At 65.7% G+C, this 6,396-nt stretch carries 6 protein-coding genes; all 6 read right to left on the bottom strand.

All coding sequences use genetic code 11. From position 1 onward, the window contains the following. Positions 1–27: 27 nt before the first annotated feature. The 6 genes from AKJ09_RS34340 to AKJ09_RS34315 all read right to left on the bottom strand — a co-directional run bounded on the left by AKJ09_RS34340 (position 28) and on the right by AKJ09_RS34315 (position 6,248). On the bottom strand, positions 28–399 hold the full coding sequence (locus AKJ09_RS34340) for a GFA family protein (RefSeq protein ID WP_146652075.1): 372 nt from the start codon (positions 397–399) through the stop codon (positions 28–30). A gap of 7 nt (positions 400–406) precedes the next feature. Beyond that, positions 407–1,468 (bottom strand): alpha-ketoacid dehydrogenase subunit beta, encoded by a 1,062-nt coding sequence (locus AKJ09_RS34335; RefSeq protein ID WP_146652074.1) that lies wholly within the window; start codon positions 1,466–1,468, stop codon positions 407–409. A 4-nt stretch (positions 1,469–1,472) separates the two neighbouring features. After that, positions 1,473–2,411, bottom strand: a complete 939-nt coding sequence (locus AKJ09_RS34330) for a thiamine pyrophosphate-dependent dehydrogenase E1 component subunit alpha (protein ID WP_420814288.1) — start codon at positions 2,409–2,411, stop codon at positions 1,473–1,475. 285 nt (positions 2,412–2,696) lie between these two features. Further along, positions 2,697–3,941 carry a DUF1501 domain-containing protein gene (locus AKJ09_RS34325; protein WP_146652072.1) on the bottom strand — a complete coding sequence of 415 codons (1,245 nt, stop codon included), beginning with the start codon at positions 3,939–3,941 and terminating at the stop codon, positions 2,697–2,699. A gap of 16 nt (positions 3,942–3,957) precedes the next feature. Beyond that, positions 3,958–5,805: a DUF1549 and DUF1553 domain-containing protein gene (locus tag AKJ09_RS34320; protein ID WP_146652071.1), complete on the bottom strand. Its 1,848-nt coding sequence runs from the start codon at positions 5,803–5,805 to the stop codon at positions 3,958–3,960. 200 nt (positions 5,806–6,005) lie between these two features. Then, the gene (locus AKJ09_RS34315) at positions 6,006–6,248 is read right to left on the bottom strand and encodes a hypothetical protein (protein ID WP_146652070.1); all 243 of its coding nucleotides are present in this window, start codon (positions 6,246–6,248) and stop codon (positions 6,006–6,008) included. Between the last annotated feature and the right edge of the window lie 148 nt (positions 6,249–6,396).

The raw sequence follows: 6,396 nt of genomic DNA, 5'->3' as shown, positions 1-6,396 counted from the left end.
CAGTCTACGTCGCGGCGGACGGAGCCTTCAGCGGATGGTCTCGACGTTGGCTTCCCAGTTCTCCCCATCGAAGGGGACCACGCGGAATCGGTCGGCTGCGCGGCTGTCGAGGCATCGCACGTTCACATCGACCTGATCGGGGTGGGAGCGCGGTGTATAGAAAGGCTGGATCCCGCAAATCCGGCAGAACGTGTGCTTCGCGACGCCCGTATTGAACGTGTACGTCGTGAGGTCCTCCTCGCCGGCGAGGAGCTCGAAGGCGTCTTTCTGCACGATGAGGTGCAGGAACCCCTTCCTTCGACAAATGCTGCAATTGCAATCGAGGGCGGTCAGCACCTCGGCTCGCACGCGGAAGCGCACGCGCCGACAGTGACAACCGCCCTCGAAGGTTTCGCTCAATTCTCGGTCAGGGCTCGTGACGCGCGAGCGTCGCGATGGCGGCCTTGATGCCGTCCTTCTGGGGAACGCTGGCGTGCTCGAGCGCGTCGGCGAGGCCGATACCCGGAATGTGCGCACCAGCGAGGAGCTTCGGCGGCGCGTAGAGCTCGTAGAAGAGCTCCTCCGTAAGGCGACGAATGAGGTGTTCGCCGAAGTTCGTGATCTCCGTGTCCTCGTTCACGCAGAGGACGCGGTGGGTCTTCTGGACGCTCTCCTTGATGGCCGTCCAGTCGTAGGGATGCAGCGAACGGAGGTCGATGACTTCCGCCTCGATGCCCTCCTTCGCGAGCTCGTCGGCCGCGGCGACGGCCATCGGAACGTTGCGCCCGTACGTGAGCACGGTGACGTCCTTGCCCGAACGCGCGGTGCGCGCCTTGCCGATCGGGATGAAGAGCTCTTCGAGGTTCGGCCACTCGGGCTTCCACTTCGAACGATCGCCGAGCGGGGCGTCGATCATCTTGGAGAGCACCTTGTCGTCGCCCGGCTCGCCCGGGATTTCCTCGCCCGGACGGCCCTTCGCGCGAAGGAGCGCCTTCGGCTTGAGGAACATGACCGGGTTGGGATCGACGATGGCGCTGAGGAGCAGGCCATAGGCATCGCGCGGGTTCGACGGCATCACGATCTTCCAGCCCGGGATGCGGGTGGCCTGCGCGTCGAACGAGTGCGAGTGATAGATGCTGCCGCGGATGCCCGCGCCCACCGGCGTCATCATGACGAGCGGGACATTCCAGTCACCGCCGCTCGACCAGTAGGTGTTGCCGGCGATCTTGAGCAAGTCGACGGTGTTGAAGGCGTAGTCGCAGAACTGGATCTCGGCGACCGGCTTGCGGCCCGCGAGCGCGAGACCGATGGCCATGCCGATGACGCCGCGCTCGTCGAGCGGCGAGTTCCACGTCGTCTTCAGTCCTTGCGTCGCGGTGAAGACGCCGCCGAGGGGCGGGCCCACGTCTTCGCCGAAAATGTCGGTGACACCGAGGCGCTCTTCACCAACGTGGAGCGCCATGCGGATGGCCTGAACCATAGTAGCCATCGGTCTACTTCTCTCCTGCGACGTAGTTCTTGTCGGCGAACACGTAATCCCAGATCGTCTCGGGCTTGGGCTGCGGCTCTTCGCGAACCCGCTTGCTCGCCTCGAGCAACTCCTGCGTGAAACGAGCACGCATCTCGTCCATCTGTGCGCGCGTGAGGAGCTTTCGCTCTTCGAGCTTCTGCTCGAACTTCGCGACGCAATCGACTTCTTCCTTCACGTAGTTCGCGCCGGAGGCCGACGAGTGGCCGTGGAGACGCGAGACCATCGCCTCGAGGAGGTACGGCTTGCGCTCGGTGCGCACGTAGTCGAGGCCCTTCTTGATGGCCGCCCACGCAACCTCGGGATCGTTGCCGTCGATCGTGGCGGTCTCCATGCCGAAGGCCTTGCCGCGGTCGGAGATGCGAGTCTCGCCGTGCTGACCGTCGTACGGCGTGGAGATGCCGTACTTGTTGTTGGTCACGATGATGAGCATCGGGAGCTCGGCGCCCTTGCGCGACGACCACACGAGGCACGTCGCGAAGTCACCTTCGGCCGTACCGGCGTCGCCGCCCTGCACGATCGTGACGCCCTTCGCCTGGCGCTGCGCGTACCCGGTGCCGATGGCGATCGAGTACTGGACCTCGATCGGCGAGCTGACCGGCGCGACGTTCCACTTGCGCCACGAGTAGTGGCCCGCGAAGTTGCGGCCGCGCGAGTACGGATCGCTCGCCGTGTTCTTCATCTGGCGAAGCGAGTCGACCGGGTCCGCCCCCATCGCGAGCAGCGTGCCGCTCGAGCGGTAATGGAGGTGGAGATAGTCGTGATCGACGCCCTGTCCCTTGTCGACGAGCAAGCCGAGCGGAACGTTGAACGCTTCTTCTCCCGGACCACCGATCCAGAAGTAGCCGTCGCCCTGCTTGTACATCGTGATGAGGCGCTCTTCGAGGACGCGCGCCTTGAGCATCAGCTCGTGGACTTTCAGCGCGACCTCGGGCGCGAGCTGTTGAGCCGCCCCACCGGATTTGGCCTCTGCCGGCAATCCCGAAACGCTCGATACGCCGGAGACGCTGGATGCACCTGTGATGGTCATTGCCCGGGCGTTCTACCGCGAAGTTCACGGCGACGGAAAGGGCTACTCGGCCGTGTCGATTGGTGCAGTGCGGCATTCCACGAAGCTCGGCAATGACACACACGAAAACCGGCCGCACGCCATGCGACATCGAACTGCGTAGGCGCTCGAGCGCGAGCGTCAGGCGAGCAGGGCTTTCACCGGAACGCCGTGGTCGGTGAGGCTGATCGGGCGACCGGCGGGTGACTGCGCCGTGTCACCCGGGTCGAGCCCGACGGCCGTGGCGATTGTCGCCAGGAGGTTCGGGACGCTCACCGCGTCTTTCACCACCTTCTCTCCGTCGGCGTCCGTCTCGCCGTGCGTGATGCCTCCGCGGATCCCCCCGCCCGCGAGAACGGCGCTCCACGCCGCAGGATGGTGGTCCCGGCCGTCGTTGCCGTTGATCTTGGGCGTCCGCCCGAAGTCACCCATCCACGCGACGACGGTGTTCGAGGCGAGCGAGCGGCGCTCGAGCTCGGCGAGCAGCGCGCTCATGGCGGGATCGAGCGTGCCCATCAACTTCTTGGTGCGTCCGAAGTTGTCCTGGTGGGTGTCCCAACCGTCCAGCGCGACCTCGACGAAGCGGACGCCGGCGCCGACCAGCCTCACCGCCGTCAGACATCCTCGACCGAACGCCGTATCTCCGAAGGCCGCTCGCACGGCTTCCGGCTCTTCGGAGACATCGAACGTCCTGAGCGCACTCGCATGCATCAATCGATCGGCCTTGGCGTAAACCGCACGCCGTCCCTCCACCTTTGCGTCGCCCGTGCTCGCGGAGAACGACGTCTCCATGTCTGCGAGGAGCGCCTTGCGGGCGTCGAACCGCGACGCATCGACCGCGGGACCGTATGCGACGTTGTCCGGCAGTTGTCCCGGGCCTTGGACGACGAATGGACCGTATTGCACGCCGAAGAAGCCGGCCCCGAGGCTCGGGCCACCGAGACTCACGGAGGCCGGGAGTCCAGTGCTCGGCTCACCGAGTCGCTTGCTCGCCCAGGCGGCCAGCGTGGGGTGCGGTACCGTGGGCGTGGGCGCGTAGCCGGTACGCAGCAAGTACTGCGCGCGCTGGTGGTTACCTTCCTTGCTGGTCATCCCGCGCACGATCGCGAGCTTGTTCGCAGCGCGTGCGAGGTTCGGCATGTGCTCGCTGATGGAGATGCCAGGCACGTTCGTCTTGATGGACTTGGCGTCGCCGGCGACCTTCCCCTGCTTGGGATCCCAGGTGTCGAGGTGACTCGGGCCACCGTTCATCCACAAGAGGATGATGCTCCTCGTCTTCGCCTCGGGCGACGGCGCGGCAAACGCGAGCCGTTCGAGCGCACGAGAGACGGAGAGACCGAAACCGCCCGCGAGGGACGCACGAAGAATCTGTCGACGGGTGAGCATGGGGTCTCCGCGTGCCTCAGTGGTTGAAGACAAACTCGCTCGAGTTCAGCCAGGCCCAGAAGAGATCTTCGTAGGCTTCACGTCGCGGATCGCCGCCCTTGGCCTTGCTGCCGAGACGTCCGAGCGCGCCTGCACCTTTGCCCCCCGGTGTTCGCTTTGGCTTCGGGATGGTCGCCGCGGCCCGTCCAGAGGTCTGCACGTACATGACCCACTTGGCGCGCTCTTCCGTGGTCGCCTTGCGACCGAACACGCGAAGCGCGAGCTCGTCGATCTTCTCCTCGTCCGTGCCCGGTTTCGCGAGCACGTCGGAGAGGGCGCTGCCGGGGATGGCGCGCGATCCCTGCCCCACGAGCGCCCCGTTCAGGAGCGAGAGGGTCTGCGTCACCGTTCCGGAGAAGTCCGGTGTGTCGTCCGTCTCGTCGACGTCGAAGAGAAACGCGTACTGCCGCACGAGCTGCGCGCGGAGTTGGTCCATGTCCTTGATGCCTGCCTTGTCGGCGGCAGCTTCGAGATTCGTCGCCCGCAAAAGCGCGTTCAAGAGCTCCTCGGGACCGAGCGGAGCCAGGTGGAAGTGTGACCAGAGCTTGTTCTCCGGATCGGGCTTCGCGTCGCCGGTCGCGGCGGGGGCTTTGGCCGAGAGCTGATAGGCCTCGGTCCCTGCGATGGTGCGAATCAGGTATTTCAGGTCGAAGTCGTGCGCCACGAAGTCGGCGGCCATGCGATCGAGCAGATCGACGAGCACCGGCTCGTTCGACGCGCGCATGTCGTCGACCGGATCGTAGAAACCGCGCCCCAGCATGTGCCCCCACACGCGATTGACGATCGCCTTGGCAAACCACGGATTCTTGGGCGACGTCATCCAGTCGGCGAGCGCCTTACGTGTGCCGGGGCCTTTCTCGAGATCCGTTCCGTCGAGCGCCGTCGGATGCGCGGTGGCGATGGGCGTGAGCTCGGGGTTCTTCGCGAGACGAGGCGGCAGCTTCGGGAAGTCGTCGAGCTTGACGCGTTTGACGTTTCCCATGGTGTTGCCCTTGTCGAGCGGCGTCGAGCGCGCGTGGAGGAACGCCGACGAGAAGCGACGGAAGTCGTTCTGCGTCCACTTCTCGGTCTTGTGATCGTGGCACTGCGCGCACTGGATCTGCACGCCGAGGAAGATGCGTGATGCGTTGCCGGCGAGGTCTTGCGGCGATTGATCGAAGCGGAGCGTCCAGTTCACGGCGCCGTTGATCGCGTCGAGGTCGACCGCGTCGGGATCGTCTTTCGCCGGCACCGCCGAGCCGAGCGGGACTTGCATGCCGATCGCTTTCGCCAGCCGAACACGCTGTCCTCCCGTGCTGTTTTGTCCCGTCGCCGACACGAGGTCCCGCACGATGCGATCCCAAGGTGAGTTCGCCTCGAAGCGAGCGCGCAGCCAATAGCGGAAGGCGACGCGGTCGACGTTCTGGCCGCGCGACTCGCGTCCCATGAGGACGTCGTCCCAGTAATTCATCCAATGCTCGGCGTACGCCGGCGACGCGAGGAGCGTCTCCACGAGCTTCCTGCGCTTGGCGGAGTCGTCGCTCGCGAGGAAGGCCGTCGTGACGTCGGGCGGAGGAATGCTGCCGACGATGTCCACGTAGGCCCGACGCAGGAACGTCGCATCATCGGCACGCGCAGCAGGCGTGATCCCCGCGCGCTTCCACGCATCCTGAAGCGCAGCGTCGATCGCCGCTTCGCCGGACACCGAAGCTTTCTCCTTCGGGGTAGCGACGGGTGCCTTTACGTCGGACGACGAGCGAATCGGAGGCGCAGAATGCCCGCAGGCAGCGCCGAGGAGCGCGAGCGTCAACGTGGCCAGGAAGCCAAGAGTCATCGGGCGCAACATGGTGTGAGCGTACCGTTGGACCGCGACGACTCGAGGATCCTTCAATGCGGCTCGGCCTTCGCCCAGTCCTCTTGGACCTACCTGGACTCCGTCCACTCCGGTTCAATGCGTCACGCGTGATCGTGGCAGCGAATACGACTGGCCCGCGCGCGATCGCGCCGTTCCTTGCGCCGATTTAATCTCGCGTGAAACGATCGGCCTCAGCCGAGAGGGCGATCGCGCTCGAACGTCGCGTTGCGCGTGAGCTCCGGTTCGCCGCCTTTGACGGCGCGCGGCCGAGCTCGAACGGCAGGCGAAGGACGCTCGGGAGCAGGAACGACGACAGGTGCCCGATTGTCGACAGGCGGCTCGCTAGGCGCGGCGACGGCTTGGGCGACGAGAACGCCCGAAGCGCCCAACCCTACCCAGAAGATTCGCCATGCTAGCCAGATTGCCCGTTCCATCGTTCGACCTGCTTTGCTTCGTGTGGCTTCTCCCGTCCGGGAATTCCCCGGTCGCGACGAACCTCATTGCGAGGTCCGTGCCACGCGACGCGCATGCATGATTTGCCGACAATCCGAGCCGTCCGTGCATTCCCGGTGTTGGCCAAGC

Source organism: Labilithrix luteola, assembly GCF_001263205.1.
GTDB lineage: Bacteria > Myxococcota_A > Polyangia > Polyangiales > Polyangiaceae > Labilithrix > Labilithrix luteola.
This window is presented reverse-complemented; position numbering and strand designations above follow the sequence as displayed.